This is a genomic window from Vreelandella sp. 2A-K22 (assembly GCF_054065485.1).
This window is the reverse complement of record NZ_JBSUGC010000020.1, coordinates 1-25924: the sequence shown is the minus strand read 5'-3', so window position 1 is coordinate 25924 and position 25924 is coordinate 1. Positions and strand designations below refer to the sequence as shown.

The 25924-nt window shown below is 54.5% G+C and carries 23 protein-coding genes; 8 read left to right on the top strand and 15 right to left on the bottom strand.

Annotation, left to right across the window (positions count from 1 at the left end):
- The 3 genes from ribBA to nrdR all read right to left on the bottom strand — a co-directional run bounded on the left by ribBA (position 1) and on the right by nrdR (position 2918).
- Positions 1-1167 carry a bifunctional 3,4-dihydroxy-2-butanone-4-phosphate synthase/GTP cyclohydrolase II gene (gene ribBA, locus ACW17M_RS22045; protein ID WP_022519725.1) on the bottom strand — a complete coding sequence of 389 codons (1167 nt, stop codon included), beginning with the start codon at positions 1165-1167 and terminating at the stop codon, positions 1-3.
- A gap of 87 nt (positions 1168-1254) precedes the next feature.
- A complete protein-coding gene (gene ribD / locus ACW17M_RS22040) occupies positions 1255-2430 on the bottom strand; it encodes a bifunctional diaminohydroxyphosphoribosylaminopyrimidine deaminase/5-amino-6-(5-phosphoribosylamino)uracil reductase RibD (protein ID WP_027958808.1) in 1176 nt (391 codons plus the stop codon).
- Complete coding sequence (gene nrdR / locus ACW17M_RS22035; RefSeq protein WP_022519727.1) at positions 2427-2918, bottom strand: transcriptional regulator NrdR; 492 nt, start codon at positions 2916-2918, stop codon at positions 2427-2429. Before nrdR ends, ribD begins: the two co-directional genes overlap by 4 nt.
- Before the next feature lie 211 nt (positions 2919-3129).
- On the opposite strand from nrdR, the gene ACW17M_RS22030 reads away from it, so the two are divergent.
- Both ACW17M_RS22030 and dsbG read left to right on the top strand, forming a co-directional pair.
- Positions 3130-4896 carry a sugar phosphorylase gene (locus tag ACW17M_RS22030; protein ID WP_400674909.1) on the top strand — a complete coding sequence of 589 codons (1767 nt, stop codon included), beginning with the start codon at positions 3130-3132 and terminating at the stop codon, positions 4894-4896.
- 219 nt (positions 4897-5115) lie between these two features.
- Positions 5116-5898 carry a thiol:disulfide interchange protein DsbG gene (gene dsbG, locus ACW17M_RS22025; RefSeq protein ID WP_400674906.1) on the top strand — a complete coding sequence of 261 codons (783 nt, stop codon included), beginning with the start codon at positions 5116-5118 and terminating at the stop codon, positions 5896-5898.
- Between the two features lie 579 nt (positions 5899-6477).
- Here dsbG and ACW17M_RS22020 read toward each other — a convergent pair.
- The 7 genes from ACW17M_RS22020 to ACW17M_RS21990 form a co-directional block, all read right to left on the bottom strand.
- Positions 6478-7494, bottom strand: coding sequence for a c-type cytochrome (locus ACW17M_RS22020; protein WP_457548093.1), 1017 nt, complete (start codon positions 7492-7494; stop codon positions 6478-6480).
- A complete protein-coding gene (locus ACW17M_RS22015; RefSeq protein WP_027959595.1) occupies positions 7491-8156 on the bottom strand; it encodes a c-type cytochrome in 666 nt (221 codons plus the stop codon). Before ACW17M_RS22015 ends, ACW17M_RS22020 begins: the two co-directional genes overlap by 4 nt.
- A 27-nt stretch (positions 8157-8183) precedes the next feature.
- A complete protein-coding gene (locus ACW17M_RS22010) occupies positions 8184-9503 on the bottom strand; it encodes an ATP-binding protein (RefSeq protein ID WP_009288463.1) in 1320 nt (439 codons plus the stop codon).
- Positions 9500-10201, bottom strand: coding sequence for a response regulator (locus ACW17M_RS22005; protein WP_039860596.1), 702 nt, complete (start codon positions 10199-10201; stop codon positions 9500-9502). Before ACW17M_RS22005 ends, ACW17M_RS22010 begins: the two co-directional genes overlap by 4 nt.
- 127 nt (positions 10202-10328) lie before the next feature.
- On the bottom strand, positions 10329-10733 hold the full coding sequence (locus ACW17M_RS22000) for a DUF6691 family protein (protein ID WP_027959597.1): 405 nt from the start codon (positions 10731-10733) through the stop codon (positions 10329-10331).
- 23 nt (positions 10734-10756) lie between these two features.
- Complete coding sequence (locus tag ACW17M_RS21995) at positions 10757-11224, bottom strand: YeeE/YedE family protein (RefSeq protein WP_041157907.1); 468 nt, start codon at positions 11222-11224, stop codon at positions 10757-10759.
- A 29-nt stretch (positions 11225-11253) separates the two neighbouring features.
- Entirely contained in the window at positions 11254-12120 is an 867-nt protein-coding gene (locus tag ACW17M_RS21990; protein ID WP_400675327.1) for an MBL fold metallo-hydrolase, read from the bottom strand.
- A 199-nt stretch (positions 12121-12319) separates the two neighbouring features.
- Here ACW17M_RS21990 and htc2 point away from each other — a divergent pair, with 199 nt between their 5' ends.
- Positions 12320-13936, top strand: coding sequence for a methyl-accepting chemotaxis protein Htc2 (gene htc2, locus ACW17M_RS21985; protein ID WP_022519604.1), 1617 nt, complete (start codon positions 12320-12322; stop codon positions 13934-13936).
- Positions 13937-14325: 389 nt separating this feature from the next.
- A complete protein-coding gene (locus ACW17M_RS21980; RefSeq protein ID WP_400675324.1) occupies positions 14326-15942 on the top strand; it encodes a methyl-accepting chemotaxis protein in 1617 nt (538 codons plus the stop codon).
- 433 nt (positions 15943-16375) lie between these two features.
- On the opposite strand, the gene ACW17M_RS21975 is transcribed toward ACW17M_RS21980, so the two are convergent.
- From ACW17M_RS21975 to ACW17M_RS21965, 3 genes are all read right to left on the bottom strand, one after another.
- Positions 16376-17596, bottom strand: coding sequence for a glycosyltransferase family protein (locus ACW17M_RS21975; protein WP_009288458.1), 1221 nt, complete (start codon positions 17594-17596; stop codon positions 16376-16378).
- Between the two features lie 60 nt (positions 17597-17656).
- Positions 17657-18574, bottom strand: a complete 918-nt coding sequence (locus tag ACW17M_RS21970; RefSeq protein ID WP_027959601.1) for an HAD-IIB family hydrolase — start codon at positions 18572-18574, stop codon at positions 17657-17659.
- Positions 18575-19225: 651 nt separating this feature from the next.
- Entirely contained in the window at positions 19226-20236 is a 1011-nt protein-coding gene (locus tag ACW17M_RS21965) for an OmpA family protein (protein WP_309599313.1), read from the bottom strand.
- A 210-nt stretch (positions 20237-20446) separates the two neighbouring features.
- Here ACW17M_RS21965 and ACW17M_RS21960 point away from each other — a divergent pair, with 210 nt between their 5' ends.
- From ACW17M_RS21960 to ACW17M_RS21950, 3 genes are all read left to right on the top strand, one after another.
- The gene (locus tag ACW17M_RS21960; RefSeq protein ID WP_240550038.1) at positions 20447-21112 is read left to right on the top strand and encodes a hypothetical protein; all 666 of its coding nucleotides are present in this window, start codon (positions 20447-20449) and stop codon (positions 21110-21112) included.
- A 64-nt stretch (positions 21113-21176) separates the two neighbouring features.
- The gene (locus ACW17M_RS21955; protein ID WP_035538611.1) at positions 21177-21707 is read left to right on the top strand and encodes a FlgO family outer membrane protein; all 531 of its coding nucleotides are present in this window, start codon (positions 21177-21179) and stop codon (positions 21705-21707) included.
- Positions 21708-21792: 85 nt separating this feature from the next.
- Positions 21793-22293 carry a GNAT family N-acetyltransferase gene (locus tag ACW17M_RS21950; protein ID WP_039860590.1) on the top strand — a complete coding sequence of 167 codons (501 nt, stop codon included), beginning with the start codon at positions 21793-21795 and terminating at the stop codon, positions 22291-22293.
- Between the two features lie 23 nt (positions 22294-22316).
- Here the strand turns inward: ACW17M_RS21950 and ACW17M_RS21945 are convergent, their stop codons facing one another.
- Together ACW17M_RS21945 and ACW17M_RS21940 are read right to left on the bottom strand one after the other, a co-directional pair.
- The gene (locus ACW17M_RS21945) at positions 22317-22637 is read right to left on the bottom strand and encodes a DUF6916 family protein (RefSeq protein ID WP_039857260.1); all 321 of its coding nucleotides are present in this window, start codon (positions 22635-22637) and stop codon (positions 22317-22319) included.
- Positions 22638-22700: 63 nt separating this feature from the next.
- Positions 22701-23246 (bottom strand): phage tail protein, encoded by a 546-nt coding sequence (locus ACW17M_RS21940; RefSeq protein ID WP_457548092.1) that lies wholly within the window; start codon positions 23244-23246, stop codon positions 22701-22703.
- 877 nt (positions 23247-24123) lie between these two features.
- Between ACW17M_RS21940 and ACW17M_RS21935 the strand changes: the two genes are divergently transcribed.
- Positions 24124-25924, top strand: a 1801-nt coding sequence (locus ACW17M_RS21935) for a DUF4347 domain-containing protein (RefSeq protein ID WP_457548091.1), incomplete at its 3' end; no start/stop codon positions are given.

Below are 25924 nucleotides of genomic sequence, written 5' to 3'. Positions count from 1 at the left end.
TTAGTTCTGCTGAGAAGTTGGTTCATACGCCGTGTCATTAGGGCCCAGACGCTCTACGACTTCGAGGTCAAAGCCGGACAGCGCCGAAAACTTCCACGGTGAACTAAGTAATCGCATTTTACCCACGCCTAAATAGCGCAGAATCTGAGAACCGGTGCCGATGGTCAAGTAGTTACCGGCACCGTCGGAGTCGCTGGTACGCGGCTGGCGCACGCGATCCAAAAAGATATCCAGCTGGTCTTTCAAATCCTGGTGCGGGCGACCGTCGTCAATCAACACAAACACACCTGGCGCGGCTCCGGCAATCTCTTCCAGCGCGCGATGGGCATCCCAGCGGCACTGTTCGTCTTTCATCAAGCCCATTACATCGCGCAGCGTATCAGTCAGATGCACGCGCACCGTGGTGGCCTGTTCCGGCGTGGGCTGACCGTTCACCAACGCCAAATGGTGAGCGCCCTGGATACGGTCACGGAACACGTGCAGCTCAAGCTCGCCATGGGAGGTCATGACCGTTGACGCTTCCAGATGATCGATGGTCTGTTCGTTAACGATACGGTAGTGAATCAGATCCGCGATGGTACCGATCTTAATACCGTGCTCCTGGGCGAAGGCTTCAAGCTCGGGGCGGCGCGCCATGCTGCCATCATCATTCATAATCTCGCAGATTACACCGCTAGGGTCACAGCCCGCCAGTGCCGCCAAATCACACGAAGCTTCCGTATGCCCGGCACGGCGCAGCACGCCGCCCGGCTCCGCCATCAGCGGAAAGATATGGCCTGGCTGAACGATATCAGAGGGCTTTGCATTGGGGGCCACCGCGGCTTGCACGGTACGCGCACGATCTGCAGCTGAAATACCCGTCGTGACGCCTTCGGTTGCCTCAATGGAGAGAGTAAACTTGGTGCCAAAACCGGAACCGTTATCACGCACCATTAGCGGCAGATTAAGCTGCTCACAGCGGGCGCGAGTCATCGGCATGCAGATCAAGCCGCGGGCGAAACGAGCCATAAAGTTGATATGCTCGGCCTGCACTTTTTCGGCGGCCATGATGATATCACCTTCATTTTCGCGATCCTCATCGTCCATGAGAATCACCATTTTGCCCTGGCGGATATCGTCCACCAGCTCGGCGATAGGGGCTAAGCCTCTAGAGGAGGGGTGCGCCATGGAATCTCCAATAAGTGTTGTCACGATAGCTTGTCAGGATAGGTTATCGAGAAAGAGTGTCGCGAGAGTGAGTCACGATTTTGCGCGTCAGGGTACCTTGCTCTCGCAAAATTCGCCAGATGCGCTAGTCGCTAGAGGGGATGCAATAATGCGCCAATCGCGCCCTACTGCTCGCATATCGTGAATGGTTAACCGCCGCTGATCGGCCATACGTGAGAGCCCTGGCAACGCAAAAAGGGGCCGCGCTTCGCCGCCTAACAGTGTGGGGGCAACAAACAGCTGTAGCTCATCGACCAACGCCGCATCGAGCATAGCGCCCGCCAATGTCGCTCCGGTTTCCACTAGCAGTTCATTAACCTGTTCATTTTCGGCTAACCACTGTAGCATTGCCACTAAATCGATACGGCCATCGCTACCGGCGGGCAACACCTGTACTTCAGCGCCCGCCTGAGTTAACCGTTCCCGCTTCTCTTCCAAGTGGTCTGATGTGGTGATCACTAGCGTACGCCCAGGCTCGCTTAAACAGGCTGCCGCCAGAGGTAGGCGCAAGTGGGTATCTAAAATCACCCGCAGGGGCTGGCGGCGAACCACTTCGTCTGCGTTGTTAAGCTGTAACTGCTCTGCTCGTAACGTCAGCCGAGAGTCGTCCATAATAAGCGACTCAACGCCGCTTAATATCGCGCTGGAGCGTGCCCGTAGCCGCTGCACCTGGGTGCGTGCTTCAGGCCCGGTGATCCACTGAGACTCCCCCGACCCCATGGCGGTACGACCATCTAGACTCATCGCCATTTTCAGGCGCACAAAGGGACGCTGCTGGGTCATGCGAGCAATAAAGCCGGGATTCAGAGCGCGCGCGTCACTCTCTAATAACCCCACCGCCACCTCAACACCCGCCTCTTCAAGCAGACGAATACCGCGGCCACTCACCTGCGGGTTCGGATCCACCATGGCAACCACTACCCGCGACACCTTCGCTTCCTGGAGCGCCACCGCGCAGGGGCCAGTGCGGCCGGTGTGGGAACAAGGCTCCAGGGTGACGTACGCGGTCGCGCCCAGGGCTTGCTCACCAGCATCATTCAACGCGTGAATTTCGGCGTGGGGTTCACCGGCACACAGGTGAAAGCCTTCACCGACAATCTGCTCGTCACGCACAATCACACAGCCGACCCGCGGGTTGGGATCCGTGGTGTATAAGCCTTTTTGCGCCAGTTGCAGCGCCCGCGCCATATAGCGGTGGTCGGCTTGGCTAAAGACAGCACTCATTTTGACGACTCGCTGCCATGGCCCAGTCGGGAAGAGGGCTCTTGGGACAGCCGGTCAATCTCAGCGCGAAATTCATCCAGATCCTGGAACTTGCGATATACCGAAGCAAAGCGGATATAGGCTACGTGATCGAGGGTTTTAAGCGCTTGCATGACCGACTCGCCAATATCACGGGCGTTGATTTCGCGATCGCCCCGGGCACGTAAGGTTTGGCGGATGCGCTCTACCGCCGCTTCAATGGCTTCTGCACTGACCGGACGCTTTTCCAGCGCACGCAACATACCTGCCCGCAGTTTGGCTTCATTAAAGCTCTCGCGGGAGCCGTCGGACTTCACCACCCGCGGCATTACCAATTCTGCGGTTTCGTAGGTGGTAAAGCGCTCTTGGCAGCTCGCACACTGGCGTCGACGGCGTACCTGATCACCATCCGCTACCAGGCGCGAATCAGTCACTCGAGTATCGTTTGCACCACAAAAAGGGCAATGCATGGCGGTCAACCTGTTGTCAGCTCGTGTCGGCGTACCGCACGAGTTAGCGTGTTATAACCTGTCAATGTGTGTGCTATTAATAGCGTTTTAGCAGTAGTAACTGCCACAAGCTAATGTATCTTAGCGTTTAAACGCGGTATCAACCTCGTATTGTAACGATTTGGCACACAAGCTGCAGCGTTTGTGGCAGATTGTTTATCAGGAGCTACCCATGCCCCCCTTTGAGCAGACCGTTAACGACTACCTCAGCCACCTTTATGGCCCCAGGGCGGGGGAAGTGCAGCGCCGTTTAAACCAGCGTCTAGCGCATTTTCAGTCGCTTGCCCCATTTTCATCCAGCTCCGGTAGAACCAGCACTAAAAATGCACCCTCTTGGAGCGAAAAAGATCAGTGGGTGATCAGCTACGGTGACTCGATTATTGAAGATGGTGTGCCGCCGTTGGCAGTGCTTAGCGATTTTCTTCAAGCGCGGTTGGGCGATCGCATCAGCGGTGTACATGTACTGCCCTTCTTTCCCTGGAGCAGCGACGACGGCTTTTCGGTGATCCACTACCGGGAAGTGAACCCCGATCTTGGTGATTGGTCGCACATCCGCGAACTCGCCAGCCATTACGACTTAATGGCCGACCTGGTGCTCAATCACGTCTCACGGGAGTCTCTCTGGTTTGTGGATTACCTGAGCGGCAGCCTGCCCGGCCGCGACTACTTTATCGAAGTCGATCCAGAGACCGATGTCTCCCAGGTGGTGCGCCCACGCAGCAGCCCGCTGCTGGTGCCCATTTCCACCCGGCGCGGCACCCGCTACCTGTGGGCGACGTTCTCCGAAGACCAGCTTGACCTGAACTTTGAAAATCCGGATGTGCTGCTGGAGTTCGTGGGTATTTTGCTGTTCTACCTGGAGCAAGGAACGCGGATTGTACGTTTGGATGCGGTGGCCTTTCTGTGGAAGCGGCTGGGTACTGCCTGCATTCACCTGCCGGAAACCCACACTGTGGTGCGGCTGCTACGAGCGATTGTGGATCACGTGGCCCCAGGTACCCTGTTAATCACCGAAACCAATGTGCCCCACCAGGAAAATATCAGTTATTTTGGCTTGGATCGGTTGCCAGCGGGGGGCCCCGACGAAGCCCATATGGTGTATCAGTTTGCCCTCCCCCCGCTGCTATTGCACACCCTCACCCGGGGCGAAGCGAGCACCTTACAAACCTGGCTTGCCAGCCTTCCGGTACTGCCCGACCAATGCACCTACCTCAACTTTACGGCCAGCCACGACGGCATTGGCGTGCGACCCTTGGAAGGTTTATTGCCCGATCACGAGCGGGATGCGCTGCTGGAGCTGATGCACCGTTTCGGAGGCTTTGTCAGCATGCGTAGCAACCCCGATGGAAGCGATACGCCCTATGAGATCAATATCACCTGGTTTGAAGCCATGCGCGGCACCCGCCGCGGCCCCGACCCGTGGCAGGTAGCGCGTTTTCTATGCAGCCAAGCAATTATGCTGAGTTTGCAAGGTATCCCCGCGCTGTATATTCACACCCTAACTGGCACACTCAATGACGTGGAAGGCGTTGAGCGCAGTGGGCGGCTACGTTCGATCAACCGCCGGCGCTGGCAGCGTAGCGAGCTAGACCTGCTGTTAGATAGCCCTTCAACGCCCACCCACGATGTTTTTCACGCCTTAAACCGGCTATTAGATCAGCGCCGTCAAGAGCCCTGCTTTCACCCCAATGCCGCCCAGCGAGTGTTAGTCTCGGCACCGGAACTGCTGGCGGTAGAGCGCGGCCCACTGCACGATGGCCGCCGATTACTGGCGCTGTACAACGTCACCGATCTGCCGCTTCCCTTAGAAAACGTGGGCGAGGCAGTTACCCAGGCACTTGAAAAACACGCCTGGCAAGCGCTGGATCCCGCTAACCCCTGGGTCGCAGAAGGAGCGCTGCCGCCCTACGCGGTGCGTTGGCTGGTAGCTGATCGTTAATGCCATTTCGTTAATACCATTGAGAAATCTAAAGTTTCAAAAACCGTAAACTTCAAAAACCGTAAGTTGCGACATATTGCCCCAGTTATAAAGCGCATAATCCCTAAATAATGTTGTGCTGCGATAATCGCAACACGGCATTATTTTAGGGATTGCCAGCACTAAGGCGGCGGTTATTAAATCTCTAGCCTCTCACTCTTATTCAAACAAGGCGCTGCAATGCACTTAAAACGTCACGCTGGCATAAGTGGTTTTCTCCTGCTGGCAGGATTGGTCGGCACCTCTGCGAGCTATGCCGATGAGCTACCCGCCCCTATTCAGGCACTTGCCGACCAAGGCTTGGAAATTCATGGTCAATTCGATGCCCCCGGAGGGTTGCGCGGCTACGGCGCCAGCGTGCAGGGCCAGGACATGGCGATTTACCTGACGCCGGATGGCGAGCACGCCGTGGTGGGTACGCTAATGGATAATGAGGGGAATGACCTTACCGAAGCGCAACTGAATGAGCATGTACGTGCACCGCTAGAGGCACAAACATGGCAGCTATTAAGCGAAAGCCACTGGGTACAGGACGGCAATGTGGATGCCCCCCGGGTGATTTACACCTTCACGGATGCCAACTGCCCCTACTGCCGTCAAATGTGGCAAGACGTTCGCCCCTGGGTGGAAGCAGGTGAGGTGCAGCTACGCCATATCATGGTAGGTATCTTAGCACCCGACAGCCCTGGAAAAGCAGCCGCTATTCTCGGCGCCGACGATCCAGCGGCGACACTGCATGCCCATGAAAGCGGCCAGCAGGAAATCGAAGCTAGTGCCCAACCGAGAGAAATTGAAGAGCAGGTGTACGCCAATAACCAGTTGTTCGAAGAGCTGGGCCTATATGCAACCCCCACTTCCGTTTTTCAGCGTGAAACAGAGAACGGGGCCGTGCGTCTTGACCGTATTCAGGGTATGCCCAGTGATGAGCGGCTGATCGAGATGATGGGCAGTGAAACACCTTGATGAACTTAGCCTGCCACCGCTAGCTGAGATTGCCGCGTCGCTGCGCTCCTCGCAATGACGTAGGTGATGTCATTGAAATCCTCTACCTGTCATTGCGAACGTAGTGAAGCAATCTCGGGGTTAATCTGCCACCGCCGCCAAAGATTGCCGCGTCGCTGCGCTCCTCGCAATGACGTAGGTGATGTCATTGAAATCCTTCACCTGTCATTGCGAACGTAGTGAAGCAATCTCGAGGTTAATCTGCCACCGCCGCCAAAGATTGCCGCGTCGCTGCGCTCCTCGCAATGACGTAGGTGATGTCATTGAAATCCTTCACCTGTCATTGCGAACGTAGTGAAGCAATCTCGGGGTTAATCTGCCACTGCCAAAGATTGCCGCGTCGCTGCGCTCCTCGCAATGACGTAGGTGATGTCATTGAAATCCGCTACCTGTCATTGCGAACGTAGTGAAGCAATCTCGGGGTTAATCTGCCACCGCCGCCAAAGATTGCTTCGTCGCAAGTTCCTCGCAATGACATAAAGAGGACTCCTCTCAATGACAAAAAATGAAAGTTCCTCATAATCACATTTCGTGACGGTATTACTCCTCGGAAAGGTTTTCAAACCTCGGCATCCCGACGTTCCAGGGTTTAAGGTCGCCCTTCTCCCCGAAGTTGTCGTGATCACCGAGTACATGGCCGTCGTGTTCGCGGGTTTGCCCGTACAGTGAGCGGTTATGGAAGGTCGGGCCAAAACGCTCGGCTGTCTCGGCGACATCGCCCGTGTAGCGAGGGTCTTGGGGTCGCTCTTGGCTGCTTATGAAGTAAGCAATATCCCAGGCGTCTTGATCGCTGAGTGACCGCGGCTGACCAAGCGGCATATTTTGGTAAATAAAGCCCGCCATGGTTTCTACTCGCGCGATCCCCGCGCCCCAATTATTAGAGCCGTCGCCCCAAGGGGCTGGAAATACGTATTCACCGTTTTCATAGTGGCCAGAGCCATCGTTCTGATGGCATATCGAACAATTTTCCTGGTAAGCCGCTTCGCCTCTAGCGTAGTCGGGCTCTTCAGCTGGCTCATCCGGTGCGGGGAAGCCACGCCCATAGATCGGTTTGTCTGGATACATCGGCGCACCGGTGGCCAGCCATTGATGGTAGGCGCTCAGCGCCAGCATTTCATCGCTGCCATACTCCGGTGGCACACCATTCATGGAATAAGCAAAGCAACCTGCGATACGTTCTTCCAGGTTATTCACATGCTGGTTCTTACCACGAAAATCCGGCAGCGTGATAGCCGCGGCCCACACTGGCGCACTGAACGGCACCCGCCCTTCGCCCAAATGACAGCTAGAGCAGTTCATATCATTGAACACGTTCTCACCACGCAACTGCTGCGTATTGGTGAATAGATCATGCCCATAGCGGATGACTTTTTTCAGTTCCGGATGAAGTTCGGAATTCTCAAGGTCTTCCATGGTGGGGGGCTCGTGTACCAGCATATTCAGCGCAGCGTCTGGACGCTCTTCTGGCAGGGCAAAAACCGTGGCTGTATAAACGGTACCGAACGCCAGCGAGCAGCCGGTCAGGGTTATGACGAGGGAGCGACGACAGATGGTCATTGTGCTGTCTCCTGTTCTTCTGAACCGGGTTGCGTGGCATACCAGGCAGACACCGCCTGAATGTCGTTATCGCTCATGCGTTTGGCAATGGCCCCCATGAGATTCTGTGGGTCGTTGATGCGTGTCTCGTTTTTCCACGCCCTCAACTGAGCGCTGATATAGCCAGCATGCTGGCTGGCGACACCTGGGAAGGTGCTGCCAACGCCCGTACCACCGGGCCCGTGGCAGCTTTGGCAGGAAACAATGTAGGCGTTCCAATCGCCGCGTTCGGCAAGCTGTTGACCCCGCGCCAGCAGCGCTTCGTCGGCCTCATCGCCGCCTTGCCCCGGCGTTACCGGCATTTGGCTATAGTATTCGGCAACATCGGCTATTTGCTGATCGTCGAGCATATTGGCAAACGTCATCATGGTCGCATTTTGACGCTGCCCGGCTTTAAAGTCGTGCAACTGCTTAGCGATATAGTCCGCATTCAGCCCCGCTAAGCGCGGCCATGACTCACCATTGGGCACATTCATACCGCTGCCATCGGCCTGATGACAGGCTGTGCAGGTAGCCGCTGCAGCCTGGCCTCGCTCCGCGTCACCCTGCTGCGCCAGCGCGCCTCCAGTGACTAAGCTAATCCCTATCAGCAGGCCAAACCTGCTTAAGTATTTTTTATTCATCTCGGTTTCTCCCTTGCGTTATCGTTGTTAGCTACCCGCCACTGGCACCACCAGACGGGCGGTAAAACCACCTCCAGCAGGGCTGACAAACGTCACTTCGCCACCAAAACGTTCGGCGATAGCAGCCACAATGGCTAACCCCAGTCCACTGCCTTGCTGTTTACTGGCGCGCCAGAATCGTTGAGTTAATTGTTCAAGCGTCGCGCCATCAACACCTGGGCCTTGGTCGCTAACGCTAAAGGTAAGATGGCGCTCCCCTGGCTCCCACTGCGCATCAAAGTTAACGGGGGCATCGGCGGGCCCATGGTTAATAGCGTTATCGAGCAAATTACGCAGCGCGGTGATAGCCAATTCGCGGGGCATCGCAAGGGCGACATCGGGCCAATGGGGCGACACTACAAAGCGGGCTGATTTGTTGTGCTGGCTATCCGCCAGGGCGTGTTCGGCTACATCTGCGACGCGACTAGCCTCACCATCATCAAAGCGCACACGCCCCTCTACGCGAGCCAGCGTGAGCAGTTGGTCAAGGGTTGAGCTCAACCGCACCACTCCCTCTTCAGCATAGTTGAGCGATGTTATTGCGGCCTGACCTTCGACCCGGCGAGCCACTTGCAGGTGGGTTTTGATCGCGGTAAGCGGTGTGCGCAGTTCGTGGGCGGCATCGTTTGTAAAGCGCTGCTCACGGATAATGGTTTGCTGTACACGCTCAAGAAGCGTATTTAAGGTTTCAATCAGCGGACGAATCTCTTTAGGCAGGCCATAGGTAGCGACAGGGGCCAGTGCATCGGGGTGGCGATTGGCCAGCGATTCGCGCAGCCGTGTTAGCGGTGCTAAGCCACGCCAAACCCCCAGCCAAAGCGCAAACATGCTGCCTACCAGCGCTACGATAAAGGGCACCACGGTCATGCGTATAACGCCGCCGAGCAGCATATCGCGCTCATCCATACGATCAGCGGTGGTAATCACGATGCCACCGCGCTCGTAGGTAAATACCCGCCAAGTCACGTCGCCTGCCTGGCGATAAGTGTGGCCGCCCTCTCCCGGGGCGAGAATAGCGTCCATATCGGCATGGGTGCGCGCCATGATTTCGCCTTGGGGCGAGTGCACTTGGCAGGCCAGACCCTCAATGGGTGGAATAGACAGCACTGGATGCTCGGCATCCTCCCATACGTCAAACGGCAGCTGCAGGACTAACCCGGCCACCATTCTTGCCGACTGCGCTAAGCGCTGATCCAGGGTTTCCACAAACTTCTCTTCCAGGTCGCGCATCAGCCACGCCGCCGCCACACCCCAGAGCAGTGCCAGCGTTAATCCCAGAGTCAGCAGCAAGCGCGCACGTAAACTCATAGCTGCCCCTTATAGGGCGTACCGGCCGCATGTACCGCCTCGGGTTTGCCCAACCGATAGCCAAGCCCGCGCACTGTTTCAATCACGCCGCTCCCCAACTTGCGGCGCAGGTGGTGGATATGCACATTCAGCGCATTGCTCTCAACATCGTCGTTCATACCGTAAAGGCTATCTTTAAGCTGGTCGGCTGACAGGACGCTGCGTGGCGATTGCAGGAAGGTTTCAAGCAGCACCAGCTCCCGGCGAGACAGCATAATCAGCTGTTCATCGACGTAGACCTCCCTAGCCGTTGGATCTAAGCAGAGTGCGCCGTGGGCAATCAGGCCGCTGCTGCGCCCTGCTACTCGGCGTAACAAGGCGTGCAAACGCGCTACCAACTCATCTAAATCGAAAGGTTTCACCAGATAGTCGTCGGCGCCGCCCTGTAGTCCATCCACTCGGTCACGCACCGCATCCCTTGCGGTTAACACCAGCACGGGAACGTCGTTGCCCTGCTCGCGCCACTCGGCCAGCAATTGAAGACCATCGCCATCGGGCAATCCGCGATCAAGAATGACCACATCACTGGCCACCGTTCGCATCGCCTGACGGGCAGCGCTCCCCGTGGAGACGTGATCGACCACAAAGTCGAAGGTCATTAATCCAGCGCGAATACCCGAAGCAACCAGCGGGTCATCTTCAATCAACAAGACGTGCATAGCAGTTTCCCATTTATTACCCATCAGCATGGCGGACGGGCATTAACCCAGCGTTAAGACAAATAAAAACGCCCTTGCTTTGATGGCAAGGGCGCGGGCATGGCAATCGCCGAATAAGGACGAATGGCTAGGCGAGACGCTTAGCAGCAAACCACCCCAACACCATTGTCACCAGCATGGCCAATAGCGGTAAGGAAAGACCGCCAATGGAGGCAATCGCTGGCCCTGGGCAGTAGCCGGAAAGCCCCCAGCCGATGCCGAACAGGGCAGCGCCCCCTAATAACTTCGCGTCTAACTCTCGTTTGGTCGGTAACTGAAAGACGCCACCCAACAATGGTGCAGTACGCTTGAATACCAGCCGATAGCCAACAAAGGTGGTGATGACGGCCCCGCCCAATACGAACATCAGCGTTGGATCCCAGGCGCCCGCTACGTCTAGAAACCCCACTACTCGCGCGGGGTCGGTCATGCCTGAAACAGCTAAGCCGATACCGAAAAGTAGCCCCGCCGCATAGCCTGCCGCTGTTTTCATCCAATGACTCTTGTTTGACTGACTCATACTCCACCGCCTAGGCCTAGCATGTGGCGCGAGATATAAACGGTCACTAGCGCCGTCAGCAAAAACATACCGGTGGCCGCCATGGAGCGTGGTGCCAAGCGCGCCAGCCCGCATACCCCATGGCCGCTGGTACAGCCACTGCCCAGCCCCGTGCCTACGCCCACTAACAGCCCAGCCACCAGCATTAACCCTACGCCTCCCACCGGCGCGCCAATCACCTCACCAGGGCTTCCGGCAACGTTGCCCAAACCACCACCTAACGCCATAAGCAGAAGCGGGCCGCTAATCAGCCCTAACAGAAAAGCCACTCGCCAAGCGCTATCGCCCTTGGGGCGCTGGGTTATCAAGTTACCCACGATGCCACTGATACCGGCGATACGCCCCAGCGTTGCCATCAGCCAGGTAGCGGAAAGCCCAATTAATACACCCCCAACCAGCCCTTGTAAGCCTGCTGTCCAATCCACTGATCACTCCTCAGCTCGCACTTAAACCGTTAGAAAAAATTAAGCGGCACTTTGAGATAGACAGTGCCGTTCTCTTCCGCCGGAGGCAGCTCCCCCGCACGCATATTGACCTGCACCGAAGGAATAATGAGCCGTGGCATGCCTAAGGTGGCGTCACGCTCGGTGCGCATCTTCACAAACTCGTCTTCGCTGATACCTTTATGTACATGAACATTTTCATTTACCTGCTCAGCAACGCTGGTTTCATGCTGAAAGGTATCGCGGCCAGGGGCTTTATAGTCGTGGCATAAAAACAATCGTGTCTGCTCGGGAAGCGCTAACACTTTTTGAATAGAGTGATACAAGGTGCGCGCATCACCGCCGGGGAAGTCGCACCGCGCGGTGCCATAATCCGGCATAAATAGTGTATCGCCTACAAAGGCGGCATCGCCCACTACGTAGGTTAAACAAGCAGGCGTATGCCCTGGGGTATGCAGCACACGACCTTGTAATTGGCCAACCGTGAACGTATCCCCTTCTTCAAACAGCGCATCAAACTGGCTGCCATCCCGAGCAAACTCACTGCCCGCATTGAACGCCTTACCGAATATCTCCTGCACCTTCACTATGTTGGCACCAATGCCGGTTTTACCGCCTAACTGCTCATGCAGGTAGGGCGCCGCCGAGAGATGGTCTGCATGTACATGGGTCTCCAAAATCCAGACTACATCGAGATCGTGTTCGCGAATAAAAGCGATGATGGTGTTAGCAGATCGCACGTCGGTTCGCCCAGCGGCATAATCAAAATCGAGTACCGAATCTATAATTGCGCAGGCACGGCTATCAGGGTCTTGGACGACATAGCTAAAGGTGTTCGTAGGCTCATCAAAAAAGTGCGTAACGATTGGGCGTTGCATCGTTGCCTCCCATAGGGGTGGTGATCTCAATCTCATGCTATAAAGACAGCATAGTGCATTTTAAGTTCTATATTTAGATTATTTTAGAATATAAGAGTGCTATATATCCCAAAAGAGTGTTCAAGACTATTTTTGCTAAGGTCTGCTCCATTTAGGCCGATAATGAAGGAGTTACTCAATTACAAAAATTAGGAAGAACATGACTCACTTAACAACGACACAAAAACTCTGGGGAACGCTGGGTATTATCTGGGTTGCCATGCTGCTATTGGTTGGCTGGCTTGCCTGGGAGAACCGCCAGACGATTGAGAGCGAACGCCGCGATAGCATTCAATACGTAGTGGAAAGCGTGCAAAACCAAATTGAAGCCCTGCAAGAACGGGTAGCCTCCGGTGAACTTAGCCTGGAAGAAGCGCAGCAGCGTGCGATCGATAATATGTCTAGCGTTAGCTTTGGGGCGGGCGAGTATATCTTTTCATTCAACGATGACTTACTGATTATATCGCATCCTAGCCGCACACCCGGCACTGACATGACCAATTATGAAGACGCCAGCGGGATGGCGCTGTACCCCGAGTTGCTGCGTGTCGCGCAAGCAGGTGGTGGTCACGTCAATTACTATTCTACCCGCGCGGGTGGCGACGAGCAGCTGCCGAAAACCAGTTATGTAGCGCACCTTCCCGAATGGGACTGGTCACTGGCGACCGGCGTTTATGTCGATGATATTAATGCCGCCTTTATTGCCGGTTTGATTCGCTCGATCGTGATACTACTGATCATTGGCCTGCCGGTAACGCTGCTGATGGGATGGGTTATTCGTGATGTTTCTCGTCGTTTAGGTGGAGACCCACGCTATGCAGCCAACGTAGTACGTCATATTGCCGACGGCGACCTGACCCAGGTCACACGGCTTTCGCCGAAGGATCAACAGAGCTTACTTTTTAATATCAACCGGATGCGTGAAGCTCTTGCCGAGACGATTGGTGACATCCACCACGGCGCAAGCCAGGTCAACAGTGGCGTAGAGCAGATCGTGGGCGTAAACGAAGAGCTTTCGACCCGCACCGAAGAGCAGGCAGCATCACTAGCTGAAACCGCTTCCAGTATGGAACAGCTCACCGCGACTGTTAAGCAAAATGCTGAACACGCTGACCATGCGCGTAAGCTTGCCACCAGAGCGGCCGATAGCGCTCAGCGCGGCAGCGACTCGATGTCGTCCGTCACGACCACTATGGCGACGATTAACGAAAGCGCCACACAGATGAGCAGCATCGTTAACACCATTGACGGTATCGCTTTCCAAACCAATATTTTGGCACTGAACGCGTCAGTTGAAGCCGCCCGAGCAGGTGATCAAGGGCGCGGCTTTGCGGTTGTCGCCAATGAGGTTCGTCAACTTGCCAGCCGCTCAGCTGCTGCGGCACAGGAGATTAAAACGCTGATCGAAGCGTCGGACAGCAAAGTAGTTGAAGGCAGCCGCCAAGTACGCGACACCGGTGATGTGATTAACAGCATGGTCGATGATATCAAACAGCTCAGTACGCTGGTTCAGGAAATTTCTGCGGCTACCATTGAACAGAGCAGCGGCATTGAGCAGGTCAACCAAGCGGTAACGCAAATGGATCAAATGACCCAGCAAAATGCCAGCTTGGTGCAAGAAAGCACTCACGCGACTCAAGCCCTGGCCCAGCTCAGCGCCCAGCTGCGCCAACTGGTTGCCCACTTCCGCATTCACCAGAGCACGGAGCATACACAGGCAAGCTTACCCGCCTCCTCACCCGCCCCGCAGACCGCTCATCAGCATAGCGATTTTTGATGTTTTGTCATTGCGAGCGCAGTGAAGCAATCTCAGGGTTACCTGCCACCGCAGATCGAGATTGCCGCGTCGCTGCGCTCCTCGCAATGACGTAGGTGATATCATTGAAATCCTTCACCTGTCATTGCGAACGTAGTGAAGCAATCTCGGGGTTACCTGCCACCGCAGATCGAGATTGCCTCGTCGCTGCGCTCCTCGCAATGACATATGAGTAGGCTCCTCACAATGATCAACTGGGTGTCATTGCGAGCGATGTGAAACACATCTCAGAATATGCTGCCTCGGCAAGCGAAATTGCCGCGGCAGCATTTACTTTAAATTTTGCTAAGGTATTGGTGCCTTAGGCCGATAGGGAACAACGTTGCTTACTTACATCGGCTAGGAAAAAAATGACACGCTTAACGACGACGCAAAAACTCTGGGGAACGCTGGGTATTATCTGGGTTGCCATGCTACTGCTGGTAGGCTGGTTGGCCTGGGAGAATCGCCAGACGATTGAGAGTGAACGCCGAGACAGTATTCAATACGTGGTGGAAAGCGTACAGAGCCAAATTGAAGCGCTACAAGAGCGGGTAGTTGCTGGAGAGCTCAGCCTTGAAGAAGCCCAACAGCGTGCCATCGACAATATGTCTAGCGTCAGTTTTGGCGGTGGAGAATATATCTTCTCCTTCGATGATGACCTAAAGATCGTTTCCCACCCCAAGCGCCCCCGCGGTGAAGACATGAGCGCTTACCAGGATGCCAGCGGCATGGATCTTTACGCTGCTTTTCGAGAAGCAGCTCAAGCTGGCGGTGGGCACGTTGACTACTACTCCCGTCGTATCACTGGTGATGAGCAGGTACCGAAAATCAGTTACGTGGCCTATCTTCCCGAATGGCAGTGGTCGCTGGCCACGGGTGTTTATGTAGATGATATAAACGAAGCTTTTATTACACGTTTAATTTACTCGGTAATGGTACTGCTGATTATAGGCCTTCCTGTAACGCTGCTAATGGGCTGGGTCATTCGTGATGTTGCTCGCAGGCTGGGGGGCGACCCACGCTATGCAGCTAGCGTAGTACGCCATATTGCTGATGGAGATTTGACCCAAACCACTCAGCTTTCGTCGAAGGATCAGCAGAGCTTACTATTTGATATCAACCGGATGCGTGAAACCCTGGCCAATACCATTGGCGATATTCACCACGGCGCAAACCAGGTTAACAGTGGCGTAGAGCAGATTGTGGGTGTTAATGAAGAGCTTTCCACACGCACCGAAGAGCAGGCAGCGTCGTTGGCCGAAACGGCCTCCAGCATGGAGCAGCTTACCGCCACGGTTAAACAAAATGCCGAACATGCGGATCACGCGCGAACACTTGCCACACGCACCGCTGACAGCGCTCAACGCGGCAGTGACTCAATGTCCACGGTGATCTCCACCATGGCGACGATTAACGAAAGCGCCACCCAAATGAGCAGCATCGTTAACACCATTGACGGCATCGCCTTCCAAACCAATATTTTGGCTCTTAACGCCTCGGTGGAAGCCGCCCGAGCCGGCGAGCAGGGGCGCGGTTTTGCCGTTGTCGCCAATGAAGTTCGCCAACTAGCCAGCCGTTCGGCTGCTGCCGCCCAAGAGATCAAAACGCTGATCGAAGCGTCGGATAGCAAAGTGGTGGAAGGCAGCCGTCAAGTGCATGACACCGGCGATGAGATCAATGGCATGGTCGATGACATTAAACAGCTCAGTACACTGGTTCAGGAAATCTCTGCAGCCACCATTGAGCAGAGCAGCGGCATTGAGCAGGTCAATCAGGCGGTAACGCAGATGGATCAAATGACCCAGCAAAATGCCGGCCTGGTGCAAGAGAGTAACCACGCCACCCAAACGCTCGCACAGCTCAGTGCTCAGCTGCGTCAACTGGTTGCCCACTTCCGCATTAACCAGAGCACGGGACATGCACAAGCAAATTTACCCGCCTCGTCATCGGCTCCGCGTGCAGCCCTCCAGCACAGCGATTTTTGATGTCTTGTCATTGCGAGCGCAGTGAAGCAATCTCGGGGTTACCTGCCATCGCAGATCGAGATTGCCGCGTCGCTGCGCTCCTCGCAATGACATATGAGTAGGCTCCTTGCAATGACAAATGGGTGTCATCGCGAGCGAAGCGTGGCGATCTCGGTGTTGTCATTGGGAACGCAGTGAAGCAATCTCGAGGTTACCTGCCATCGCAGATCGAGATTGCCGCGTCGCTGCGCTCCTCGCAATGACATATGAGTAGGCTCCTTGCAATGACAAATGGGTGTCATCGCGAGCGAAGCGTGGCGATCTCGGTGTTGTCATTGGGAACGCAGTGAAGCAATCTCGAGGTTACCTGCCATCGCAGATCGAGATTGCCGCGTCGCTGCGCTCCTCGCAATGACATATGAGTAGGCTCCTTGCAATGACATATGAATAGGCGCTAAACCTTACCTTGGTTATCCAGCTCTACCGCTTCGTGCATGCGCGTGAGCAGATCTGGCACCGCGGCCTGAACACGGTTCCAGCTGGGGATAAAGGGTCGCTCACGTGGGTTATCCATAAAAAGATTGCCCGCTTCGAGCAGGTTACTGGCAAACAGCTCCACGGCCTGCTCTTCGCTGTGGCGATCAAGGCTTAGGCCGTTCATCGTCGCATCGTGGTCGTAGGCTTCGATCAAATCCAGCGCAAAGCGGTAGTAGGTAGCTTTAAGCGTGCGGAAGTCTTCGCTGCTAAAGGTAACCCCCTGGGTGGCTAGTTTGCGATAGAGCGCTTTTGAAATATCCAGGCTCATGCGGTTTAAGCCGCTATCAGGATCATCTTCGCTAACCGGCTGATGCTTGTGGTCGTAGGCATCGGCAATATCTACCTGGCAGAGCTGGCGCAGGGAGTAGTTGCGTTGTAACTCCGACAAAACGCCAATTTCCAGCCCCCAATCCGCAGGCATACGAATCCCCTCAAGCACTTCGCTGCGCATCGCAAACTCACCTGACAGTGGGTAGCGAAAGCTATCCAGGTAATCAAGGTAGGGCATCGGCCCACAGACAGTTTTAAGCGCCCGCAGCAGCGGTGTGACTAACAGCCGTGAGACGCGCCCATTCAGTTTGCCCTCGGCAATACGGGGGTAATAACCTTTGCAGAAGCTGTAATTGAAATTGGGGTGCGCCACCGGATACATCAAGCGCGCAAGCAGCCCACGCTCATAGGTCAAAATATCGCAGTCGTGAAGCCCTACCACCGTCGAGCGCCCTGACGACAGCATATAGCCTGCGCAATACCATACATTGCGCCCTTTCCCAGGCTCTAAAGCGCCTAAACCGTGCTCTTCCAGCTCCGCATCCAGGGCGCGCAGCCGTGGGCCATCGTTCCATAAGATGCGCGTGTGTTGCGGCAGGCGTGAGAAAAACTCCCGAGCATATAAAAATTGCTCGCGATCGGCTCTATCCAGGCCAATGACTATCTCGTTGAGATAAGGGACTTTAACCAGCTCATCGACGATCGCCGACAGCGCTGGCCCTTCCAGCTCCGAAAACAGCGACGGTAGAATCAGCCCCATTGGACGTCGTCGAGCAAACTGGCACAGCTCTTGTTCAAGCGCCTCCACCGAGCGCCGGGTAAGGTTGTGAAAGTCGGTAATAATTCCGTTTTGATGAAAGTCACTCATTCACTTACCTCCCTGGATTCATAGAACTGGGGTCAAAGTACTGGACTCAAAGAACTGTACTCAAAGGACAGCGGCATCGCCCTTTTCCGCCGTCGCTAAACGGCGGTCATCTCGCCCCCACCAGTAGGCCACTCCCTCAGCCCAGCCGGTTGGCCCTGTGGCATCCGTGCGATAGAGCGAAGCGTTGCGGGGTTCTACGGCTAAGTCGTGACAACCTCGTATCACGACCGCTTGATCCACTGCTTCAAGCATAGTGATATCGTTTGGCCCATCTCCCAAACCCAATGAAAGAGGCATTCGCCCTCTTAATGCCGTGAAGCGTTTAACCAGCCACTCGACGGCATTGCCCTTATCGGCGGAGCGCCCCATTACATGCCAAAAGCGCCCACCTTGAGTAAGCTGTAAGCCATCCCCCTCTAAAGCGGCGCGAAACGTCTCAAGGGCCGCGGCCGAGTCTTCCCACAACAACGGTTCGCTACCTTCCCGCTGCCGAGCATCCCGGGCGCGAACTGCGTCGAGCCCGGTAAGCTCCATCACCTCAGCTACGCTCATCTCTCCCATGCGGGTAAAGCGAATATCCAAGCGTTCACGCCACACCTTTAATCGGGCACGTATAAAGCCAATATCCACACCAGGATGTTTGATAACGACACCATCACGGCCACTGCCTGGACGGTCTAAGCGTGCATGACACCAGCCAGGGGGGAGACCAATAACCGCACCATTTTCAGCAATAAATGGGGTTGCCGTGAGGCCCAGCGCTTCGCGCAGCGGTATCAGTTCGGCACGGGTTTTACTGGTCACCGGAACCACCGGCACCCCCATTTGCTTTAAGCGGGCAAGCCAGGGAGCAGCAGGGCTGAAGTCATAACTGTGATGGTCGAGCAGTGAGCCATCTAAATCGGTCAAGACAAGCCGCGGCTGCAGAGCCGGATCAACCGAAGGGGTTGACGCTGAAAGACGAGCGGGTTCAGGCATAGCACTACCTCTCTTCGGCCTTAACGCTTCGTTAAGACGTCATGTCTAGAACGCCTAAATAGCTATGGCCAGCTATTAACTACTATGACCAGCTATTAATTGCTACGTAAAGCATAGCAATTAATAAGCCAAAACAGAGAAGTGTCTATTCAACAGAGGGTTACGTGGAATTTGACGGGATAAATAAATCAGAGTACTTGCAAGCACCAAAAAGAGGCAGTTAAAACGCACCACAAAAGTGCATGAAGCAGATCGGTGCGCTTTGTACAGCCCCTTTCAGAATAAGCATTAGCGATAACTAAGATGATAAAAAGTAAAAAAAGCTTTACCGCACTTGGCAACGCTTAATAAATAGCTATACTGATATTGTACCCACTGGCAACCCTGTACACCCCCTCACCTGATGCCAGTGGACTGCAGTGAGCCAAGCCCTTTAATGCCCGCCTCCCCCGGCGGGCTTTTTTCTATGTCATTGCCCCTCTTATGTCATCGCGAGCGAAGCGTGGCGATCATGTTGCCGTCATTGCAAACATAGAGAAGCAATCTCGGGGTTAGCTATCACTGACAAATCAGATTGCCGCGTCGCTGCGCTTCTCGCAATGACATTTTCCTTATAGCTGAGCAGCTATTTACTCCTCTATTAACTGCCCCTTACTCCACATGAATCACCACCTCAACCCGCCGATTACGTGCACGCCCTTCCGCGGTGGCGTTGCTCTCTAGCGGTTTTGTTGCTGCCAAGCCGACTGCGCGAAGGCGTTCAGCATCCACGCCCGCCGCTTCCAGCGCTTCCACAATGGCAATGGCACGAGCACTCGACAGCGCCCAGTTAGATGAGAACTCCTCGGTGCTAATGGTCTGGCTGTCCGAATGGCCCTCCACCCACACTTCGCCATCGTAGCGCTGAATAGTCTCGAGCAAACTGCTCACTAGTGACGACCCATCGTTGGTTAGCTCAGCCGTGGCAGAGGGAAACAGCAGTTGATCCTGTACACGCAGGCTAATCCCCTCAGCCACCCGCGATACTTCAACACCCTCCAGGTCGGGCAAATAGGTAGACTCTTCAACGCGTTCCGAAAGCGCCTGATTTAGCGCAGTCGCCCCCGCTACTGACTCATCGCTCACCGCTTGTACATTTGCCGGGGGGTGGTCGGTTAACACCACCATGTAGTCAGCTAAGGGCGATGTAAAATCATCACTGCCCGCGGGCATCAGTAGTTTTGGTAAAGAAATAACCGGCTCAGCAGGCGGCAATGGTGCAGCCAAAAGCGGTGGAACACCGAAGCTGACTCGTCGAGGAAGATCGGCCAGCTTGGGCAGCCCTGCCACGCCAAGTGCCGCACTAATCGCCATGGGGTTCAATCCTGCACTGCTCCACCGGGCGACACTCTCACGCTCATGGCTTACCTGGGCCAATGCTTCAGGCAGGGGGACTCCCAAAGTAGGCGAGGATGTGCCCGCGTCCTCGCTCACACTATCCTTCTGGTTCAATTGAGGAATAACCGGCCCTGCAGCGGCGATAATGACCACGAACAGAGCCACCAACAAGGTCATGATATCGAGATAACTGATCATCCAACCGCTACCGCTATCACTTTCATGATAGGCCGACATCAGCGAATCATGGCGCGGACCGCCGCGGTGATCTTCAAGCATTGGCATTATCGCTCATTCAAGTTTTTAACCTCGTGGCCGATCTTGCTAGGTATGATGAATTAGATACGTCGAATTAGGCATGGCAAACTAAGCAAAGCACATAGTCTATCAAAAGCCGTTTTGTAGCGAAAAAGGAACCAGCAGGTGCGCACCCGTCCCCGATTATTTCCATTACCCTATTTCATACGTCCTGTTAGTTTGGGGCTGGCAAGCTTAATGCTTAGCGGCTGCTTTTATGCCAACACATCTCAAGCGCCGATCGCCACTACCTACCCCTATACCGAACAGCAACGTATGCAGGCAGCTCACCACTGGGATGTGCTGGCCCGCCATGAAGCTACCAGCATTTTACAACGCGAGCGCGTTCGCAATCGCGATTTACACATCAGCGAGTCAGACAGTGAAGCACTGCACGCCTACAGTGGCGGTGAATTTGGGCGTGGCTTTCGCGCACTGCTGACCAGCGAACTGGTGTCACGGGGCGCTAACCTTACCACCGTCCCCACTGCAAACAGCGCCAATATCACTATCGACGTCGAAGTTGTCGAGCACCGTGACCGCGGCTTTATCCGCCCACCGGTTGGCGCTTTTACCGCACTCACCGCGGGCATTGCGGTAGCCACGATTCCGTTTAATCAGTGGAGCGAACCTGCGCTGGGATTAATCCCCGCCGGCATGCTTGCCGATACCACCAGCGGTAGTTGGACATACACCGGTGACGAAGAGATCATCGTGACCACGCAAATTATCGATGGCGAACGAATTCTCTACTCTTCGTCCAACATTTACTACATCAATGCCGGTGACCGTCGTCAATATGCCCCTCATCGCGTGCCTCAGGCACCTACCACACCCTCCGTTCCCCTTACTGATACGTGGTAATTTCATGCTGATGACACTTTTAACTACTTGGCGCGCTCGCTCTATCGGCCATGCTACCCGTGGGATGACCATGGGCATAACGCTACTGTTACTGGCTGGTTGCAGCGCGCTGGGCAATGCTAACAACACGCCCGCCGAACCGGAACCCGATCTCTCTGAATTGGTTCATGCCGCTGCCGAGCAGATGGTTGCCAGCAATCCAGAGCTCACGCGCTATAGCCCCATGATTGCCGCCACTTTTGTGAGCATCGACAATCTAAGCCAGTCGTCTACGCTTGGGCGTATTAGCTCTGAAATTATGGCCTCCGCACTGGCCCGCCAGGGTATGCAGGTACGCGAAGTCAAAATGCGCGACAGCATGTTTATCGAAGAGAGCGTGGGGGAATTGATTCTATCACGGCAAGTTCAGCGCCTAACCGCTCAGCACAACGCCCGTTCAATTCTAATGGGCACCTATGCACAGGGCCAGGACTACGTCTATGTAAGTGCTCGGGTCGTTCGAGCAGGTGATGCCATGGTACTCGGCAGCGCCGATTTCCGCTTACCGCTCAATAACAACACCCGAAGCTTGTTAGAGGGCCAAGGGGGTTGGTGAGCACTCACGATTTTTGGCAAGCTCACGTTTATCTTGTAGTGGTGGGCGATTCAATCAACTTATATCCTTGGGCAATGGCAAACGAATGGCAGGTATTGGCGGGCACTTAAACGATGGGTTGCAACTTCGACCCTCTAGAGATTCAGATCATCTTTTTCTTGAAGCGCTTTATCGAGATATCCGGCAAGACCTGCAACTAGCGCTGGCTGATCAAGACATGATTGAGGCGCTGCTTGAGATGCAGGTTAAGGCCCAGGCAATCGGTTATGGAACTGCCTACCCCAATGCCTTGTATTATATCGTCGAGAAACAGGGTGAGCGGATCGGCCGTGTCACCGTGGATTTCGGTGCCAACGAAGTGCATATTCTCGACCTCGCGCTGATCAAGGGAGCACGTAATAAAGGCTATGGTGCTGTCGTTCTTAGGGCAGTCCAGGCAGCAGGGGCTCAAGTTATGAGCCCCGTTTCCCTCTCCGTCGATCCATTTAATGTTTATGCCAAACAGCTTTACCAGCAGCTAGGGTTCCGCTTTGAAAGATTAATGGGGGCAGTAGAACGCTGGGTCTGGTATCCGCAAACGCCCTAGTCAACTATTAGTTAGTAAAAATATTAGTTAAAAACCAGTTGATACCAGGGCCGTGGGTCGCCCCCCATTGGGGGTAACACACGGTTAATGTAAACGCCTTCCAGCGTTGCTCCGTCGCCTAAGCGCAAGACCCCGGTGGCGCTGGTAAAATCAACCTCGTCTTGCTGCCCAGACAGAAGAACACCGAAAGGCTCCCGCGCTTCGCCTGCCCCCGGCACTTGGCAGTCGGGGCGGCTTGTGACTTGCTCGACCGTTAACTTCACCGAAAGCGCAGAGGTCGCCTCAAAGGTACACTCTTTTCCCTGTAGCGGCTGAAAATCCGCCGCCGTAATGGTGCCTAACATCGTGACTCCTACGATAAGAGGCCGAACCTCCAAACGTTCGGCCACCATCACTTGTTGCCCTACCTATTGGCGGGATGGATAGATACCCTGCAATGCAATACTGAAGTTCAGGGCGAGATAAGGGTTCATAACGTTAAACGGTTGGCTCCCTCCGCTAATGCCCGTTTGGCCATTGCCTAACTCAACCGTGCCAGAGGGGGTGCCACTATAGTAATTACGTACAGAGTCACTTAGGCCCACTTTACCGCTGGCTAGATAATCCCCTGTGGCAGGCGTAGCTTGATTGGCGTCATCCGGCGTAGTCATTGCCCCTGCGGCATGCGTATGTTGAGGCATTTCATTGATAGTCAGTGTGCGGTTTTCCGCTCCAGCCAGCTCCCCGATATCGACATTTGCCATGCCCGCTCCCTGACCTTGCCCTCTGGGCATTCGCCCTCTCAGATCTGGCAGGTTAAAGGTGGTTTGGCCGTTGCCGCCATACACAACGCCAAGTAAAGAGAAGAGGGCGGTATTCTGTGCAATAGACAACTGGGCACCATTGCACACCCCCCAGCCTTGAGGCGCCCATTCGAAGCCGAACATTTTGATTTCACCGAGGAATGGATCCATAAAATACTCCTTGTCACTGTTGTAATAAAGATATCTTTAATAAAGGTATCATTAATGCTTATGGCGGTTACTCAACCATTAGCGGCTGCGCATGATTGGAAAGGACGATCCGGCTGCACGCACAGTAACCATAGACTCATTAAACCTAGTAGTAAAATCTTGCATATGCTTAGGGTCACGATCATAATTTTAGTATTACTGTGCTAATTCCTCAATAAACCTAGACTGCTTTTACATAGTTAAGAAACCAAAAAACTGTATAAGCAGTAATATAAATAAACAAAAGTTAAACAAGCAAAAATTGGATTAAAGCTTAGAGCACTTCACAAATCAGTGGAGCTCTTTGATGTAGCGAAGAGCGCGATCACGTGTTTCTGAACATGGGAAGATGGGCCTCATCTAGCGACCAGATCATCCAGCAGTGTTGAAATAGGGAAATCCAATGTATGCATCTTTCACCCTGTGAGCGTCTTTATATCAATCACAGACAGTGTCGCTTACTCAGTGACGGCTGTCATATTCAGCATTTCAGCTTAGATGCCGCAGCATCACAGTATCAGTTGGGTATCACCGAAATCACTAGAGCGGCCACCCATAGCACAACGGATCACTTCAGTATCAACTTCTCGCAACCCCTTGTCAGCGACGTGCTCTCGAAAGATCCTAGAGTAAAGAACTGCACAAGGAGCATTAAGATGGACATTTCACCGCTTCGGGTTGCTATCTTTGACGGCGGCGTCTCCGGCCTGTCACTTGCCTATTACCGGATCGACGCCGTATAGGAAAAGCCATATAAAAAAGACGTATAAACAAATACCTACAGATAAAATATACACAAACAACCAAATCTCTACACAACTTAAAGAGTGTACTCTTTATGAATACTCCCACCCGCCAAACGCCCCCAAGCCAATCGACTGGTCGTAACGAAGTTATCTTCGTCGACCCCCGAGTTGACGATTACCAAACACTGCTTAACGGCGTGGCCGACGATACCGTGGTCATACTGTTAGACCCCAGCGCTAACGGCGTTGAACAAATCGCCCAGGCGTTAGCACAGCGCGGCGAATTTGACGCCATCCACTTGGTTTCCCACGGCAGTGAGGGGCGTATAGCGCTTGGTAACAGCACGCTTGATAGCGAGACTCTGCCGAGTTATGCCCGCTTCCTGGAACAATGGGGCGAAGCATTGGGGCCAAACGGCGACATCCTTATTTACGGCTGTGATGTTGGCGCGGGCGAGCAGGGACTGCGGTTTGTGGAATCGCTAGCGCAGGTAACGGGCGCGGATGTGGCCGCCTCCGATGACCTAACCGGGGCCAGCGATCTTGGTGGGGACTGGGATCTGGAACAACAAACAGGCCTGATCGAAACAGCCGTTTTTTCACCCGCACCGGGGCTATTTCAGTCGACCTTGGCAATATCCAATGAGAATTTTGATGATGTAGGCCTTATCAATGAAAAACCGGTTACATCAATAAACGTTGGAGATTGGACGTTTGCAATGGATGGTGCTGACAGGATAGCTACCCCCAGCCCTTCAGACTTCACGGTCAACTTGAATAATTCAGGGGATCCTAATGACCGAGTAATTTGGATGAACTTTGAGAATCCAGATATTCGTCAATTCACCTTTTCTTCGACCGATGGATCTGAATTTGACCTTGCCTCGGTTGCCATTGGCATATCTGAGACAACAACTGACACTAATCCCGTGGCAACGATTCAGGGGTTCCGTGACGGTGCCGCAGTAACTTCTGCTGAATCACTTGACTTTACAGCTTCCGATACACAAGGAGACGCCCACTACACCTACAACGAAACTACAGCGGGTGGTGCTTATGGCGCGATAGATTTTCAGTCTGGCTACGACAACGTTGATGAAGTCAGGATTACATTTAGCGACGTCGCCGTGCTCGAAATGGATGATCTTGTCGCGTCACCGGCTGTCACGAATAATAATCCCGTTTTTGAAAATACGGATCCAGGCGGCCTGGTCGTCGACGAAACGTCCACTGATACCACCTCCGTCATCCACGATGTCAATGCCAACGATGGCGATAGCAGTGGAACCGACTCTGTCACCTACTCGATCACCGCTGGCAACGTCGACGGCGCGTTTGAGATCGATAGCAATAACGGCGAGATTCGTCTAGCGGATCCTGACGCACTCGACTATGAAGCCACCGCAAGCTACACCCTGACTATCCAGGCCGATGACGGTGAAAGCAGCAACAACACGGCTACTCAAGACATCACCATTTCCGTCAACGATATCGCCCCGGCCATCACCACCGGCCAAGTCTTTAGCGTTAAAGAGAGCGATGATAACAGCACGGTACTGGGCACTGTCGCTACCACGGGCGACGATCCAGTGAACTACTCCATCGAGTCCGGCAACACTGGCAACGCCTTCACTATCGATGGCACCACGGGCGAGATCATCCTGAGCGATACCAGTCAGCTCGATGCCAGTGCGACCGGCAGCTATACGCTCAGCGTACAAGCCACCGATGGCAATACCGCATCAACGCAAGATGTCACCATCAATGTCACCGACGATGTGGCTCCCAGCGTTACCAGTATTGCCCCCAGCGGTTCACCCGATGCCAATGCTGCATCCGTCGATTACACCGTTACCTTTAGCGAAAGCGTCAGCAATGTCTCTGCCGATGATT

What these genes read in the sequence shown, in the direction of transcription:
- ribBA (WP_022519725.1), bottom strand. Translation starts at nt 1,167, where the DNA reads ATGGCGCACCCCTCCTCTAGAGGCTTAGCCCCTATCGCCGAGCTGGTG.
- ribD (WP_027958808.1), bottom strand. Translation starts at nt 2,430, where the DNA reads ATGAGTGCTGTCTTTAGCCAAGCCGACCACCGCTATATGGCGCGGGCG.
- nrdR (WP_022519727.1), bottom strand. Translation starts at nt 2,918, where the DNA reads ATGCATTGCCCTTTTTGTGGTGCAAACGATACTCGAGTGACTGATTCG.
- ACW17M_RS22030 (WP_400674909.1), top strand. Translation starts at nt 3,130, where the DNA reads ATGCCCCCCTTTGAGCAGACCGTTAACGACTACCTCAGCCACCTTTAT.
- dsbG (WP_400674906.1), top strand. Translation starts at nt 5,116, where the DNA reads ATGCACTTAAAACGTCACGCTGGCATAAGTGGTTTTCTCCTGCTGGCA.
- ACW17M_RS22020 (WP_457548093.1), bottom strand. Translation starts at nt 7,494, where the DNA reads ATGACCATCTGTCGTCGCTCCCTCGTCATAACCCTGACCGGCTGCTCG.
- ACW17M_RS22015 (WP_027959595.1), bottom strand. Translation starts at nt 8,156, where the DNA reads ATGAATAAAAAATACTTAAGCAGGTTTGGCCTGCTGATAGGGATTAGC.
- ACW17M_RS22010 (WP_009288463.1), bottom strand. Translation starts at nt 9,503, where the DNA reads ATGAGTTTACGTGCGCGCTTGCTGCTGACTCTGGGATTAACGCTGGCA.
- ACW17M_RS22005 (WP_039860596.1), bottom strand. Translation starts at nt 10,201, where the DNA reads ATGCACGTCTTGTTGATTGAAGATGACCCGCTGGTTGCTTCGGGTATT.
- ACW17M_RS22000 (WP_027959597.1), bottom strand. Translation starts at nt 10,733, where the DNA reads ATGAAAACAGCGGCAGGCTATGCGGCGGGGCTACTTTTCGGTATCGGC.
- ACW17M_RS21990 (WP_400675327.1), bottom strand. Translation starts at nt 12,120, where the DNA reads ATGCAACGCCCAATCGTTACGCACTTTTTTGATGAGCCTACGAACACC.
- htc2 (WP_022519604.1), top strand. Translation starts at nt 12,320, where the DNA reads ATGACTCACTTAACAACGACACAAAAACTCTGGGGAACGCTGGGTATT.
- ACW17M_RS21980 (WP_400675324.1), top strand. Translation starts at nt 14,326, where the DNA reads ATGACACGCTTAACGACGACGCAAAAACTCTGGGGAACGCTGGGTATT.
- ACW17M_RS21975 (WP_009288458.1), bottom strand. Translation starts at nt 17,596, where the DNA reads ATGAGTGACTTTCATCAAAACGGAATTATTACCGACTTTCACAACCTT.
- ACW17M_RS21970 (WP_027959601.1), bottom strand. Translation starts at nt 18,574, where the DNA reads ATGCCTGAACCCGCTCGTCTTTCAGCGTCAACCCCTTCGGTTGATCCG.
- ACW17M_RS21965 (WP_309599313.1), bottom strand. Translation starts at nt 20,236, where the DNA reads ATGCCAATGCTTGAAGATCACCGCGGCGGTCCGCGCCATGATTCGCTG.
- ACW17M_RS21960 (WP_240550038.1), top strand. Translation starts at nt 20,447, where the DNA reads ATGCTTAGCGGCTGCTTTTATGCCAACACATCTCAAGCGCCGATCGCC.
- ACW17M_RS21955 (WP_035538611.1), top strand. Translation starts at nt 21,177, where the DNA reads ATGACCATGGGCATAACGCTACTGTTACTGGCTGGTTGCAGCGCGCTG.
- ACW17M_RS21950 (WP_039860590.1), top strand. Translation starts at nt 21,793, where the DNA reads ATGGCAGGTATTGGCGGGCACTTAAACGATGGGTTGCAACTTCGACCC.
- ACW17M_RS21945 (WP_039857260.1), bottom strand. Translation starts at nt 22,637, where the DNA reads ATGTTAGGCACCATTACGGCGGCGGATTTTCAGCCGCTACAGGGAAAA.
- ACW17M_RS21940 (WP_457548092.1), bottom strand. Translation starts at nt 23,246, where the DNA reads ATGGATCCATTCCTCGGTGAAATCAAAATGTTCGGCTTCGAATGGGCG.